We start from the raw sequence: 2,038 nt of genomic DNA, 5'->3' as shown, positions 1-2,038 counted from the left end.
GCCGGCTGGTGGAGCCAGGGACCGACCCCCGGCAGCCCCGGCGCGGCCGTCATCGTCGGCCACGTCGACTCGCTGACGGGACCGGCAGTCTTCGCCGGCCTGTCCGTCCTGCGCCCCGGGGACACGATCACCGTCGAGGGCAACGACGGCACAGCCACCGAATTCACCGTGCAGGCCCTGCGCACCTATGCGAAGGACGACTTCCCCGACGATCTCGTGTTCGAGGGGAGCACGGTTCCCAGCCTCCGGCTCATCACCTGCGGCGGCACGTACGACCGGGACACCCGCGAGTACCTGTCCAACGTGGTGGTCTTCGCCGTCCCCACCACGAACCCCAGCACCGATCCCCCGAACGAGCCCACGGCGGAGTCCGGCACGTCAACGTGAAGACCGCCGCGCACAGCCCGCCGCCCAGGAGTACGCCTTGGCTACGACCGACCCCATGCCTCCGCGACGTCATCGCCTGCGATCCGCGGCGGTGGCCGCCGCCCTCGGCGCCGGGCTCTTCTTGGCCGGCGGACTCGGCCTCGCGCCCCAAGGCGGCAGCGCCGTCCAGGACCCGCCGTATGACTCCGCCGAGGGTGCTGGCTCCGGGGCAGGCCGGGAAGCAGCCATCGTCGGCCTGCAGGAGCGGTTGCGGACGGCCCCGGACGACGCCGAGGCCCTGGGCTCGCTCGGCCTCGCCTACGTCCAGCAGGCCCGGACCACGGCCGGCCCCTCGTACTACCCGAAGGCCGAGAGCGTCCTCACGCACTCACTCTCCGTACAGCCCGGGGACAACGCCACCGCGACCGCCGGCATGGCCGCCCTCACGGCAGCGCGCCACGACTTCGCCGCCGCCCTGGACTGGGCGCAGAAGGCTGTCGCGCTCAGCCCCGACAACTCGACCGTCTACGGGATCCTCGCCGACGCCTACACCCAGCTCGGCCGGTACCCGGAGTCGTTCGAGGCGGTGCAACGCATGGTCGACCTCAAGCCCGGGACCCCGTCGCTGTCCCGCGCCTCGTACGCGTGGGAACTGCGCGGCGACACGGTGGCGGCCACCGAGAACATGCAACGCGCCCTCGACGACGCCAACACCCCGGCCGACCGGGCGTTCACGCTCTACCACCTCAGCCTGCTCGCCCTCGACGACGGCGACGCCCGGACGGCCCTGGCCCGCGCCGAAACCGGCCTGCGCGCGGCGCCCGGCACGGCCTCGCTGCTGGAGGCCAGAGCCAGGGCGGAAGCCGCCCTCGGCCACCCGGACGCCGCCGTCGCGGATCTCCGACAAGCCGTCGCCCAGGTCCCGCAACCCGAGTACGTGCTCGAACTCGGCGACCTCCTCCAGTCCCTGGGACGCACCGCCGAGGCAGCGCAGCAGTACACCGTGTTCCGTGCCGAGCAACAGCTGTTCACCGACAACGGCGTGGCGCTCGACACCGACGCGGCGCTGTTCGAGGCCGAGCACGGCGACCCCGGCAAGGCCCTCGCCATCGCCGAGCAGGGACTGCGGACCAGGCCGTTCCTGGAGATGTACGACGCCTACGCCTGGGCCCTGCACGTCAACGGGCGCGACCGGGAGGCACTCGGGCAGTCCGACCGGGCACTGACGACAGGTATGCGCAACGCGTTCTTCCACTACCACCGCGGCATGATCGAAAAGGCCCTCGGGAACCTCGCCGAAGCCCGCAGCGAGCTCACGACCGCACTGGCGATCAACCCCGCTTTCCATCCCTTGGACGCCCCTGCCGCGCGCACCGCGCTCGCCGCCCTCCCGTCCTCGCCCTGACAAGCGCAGGCGCCACGGCGCCTGCACGGCAGCTCTATTTCGCGGTGGCCACGTGCTGCGCGTCGCCGCCGAGCTGTGTGTACAGCTCCGTCCAGCGGCGGTCGGCCTCAGTGGGCGGCCTGCCGTCGCAGAACGCCTTGGTGCCGTTGGCGGTGTAGAAGTGCATCATCTGCAGCACGGCGGTGGGATCGGACTTGTCGCCGCCGGTGTAGCGCGTCCCGGGCAGTGTGCTCTGGTGCTGCAGGCAGCTCGGGGACGGTGTGCCGG

3 protein-coding genes are annotated in these 2,038 nt (G+C 72.2%); 2 read left to right on the top strand and 1 reads right to left on the bottom strand.

The annotated features are described in order from the left end of the window. A partial coding sequence (locus tag ABZ641_RS34835) for a sortase (RefSeq protein WP_359988375.1) occupies positions 1 to 387 on the top strand: 387 nt, incomplete at its 5' end. Between the two features lie 91 nt (positions 388 to 478). Beyond that, positions 479 to 1,771 (top strand): tetratricopeptide repeat protein, encoded by a 1,293-nt coding sequence (locus tag ABZ641_RS34830; protein ID WP_359988373.1) that lies wholly within the window; start codon positions 479 to 481, stop codon positions 1,769 to 1,771. Positions 1,772 to 1,805: 34 nt separating this feature from the next. Here the strand turns inward: ABZ641_RS34830 and ABZ641_RS34825 are convergent. Then, positions 1,806 to 2,038, bottom strand: a 233-nt coding sequence (locus ABZ641_RS34825; RefSeq protein ID WP_359988371.1) for a hypothetical protein, incomplete at its 5' end; no start/stop codon positions are given.

The sequence above is a fragment of the Kitasatospora sp. NPDC007106 genome (assembly GCF_040634455.1).
Taxonomy (GTDB): Bacteria; Actinomycetota; Actinomycetes; order Streptomycetales; family Streptomycetaceae; genus Kitasatospora; species Kitasatospora arboriphila.
This window is presented reverse-complemented; position numbering and strand designations above follow the sequence as displayed.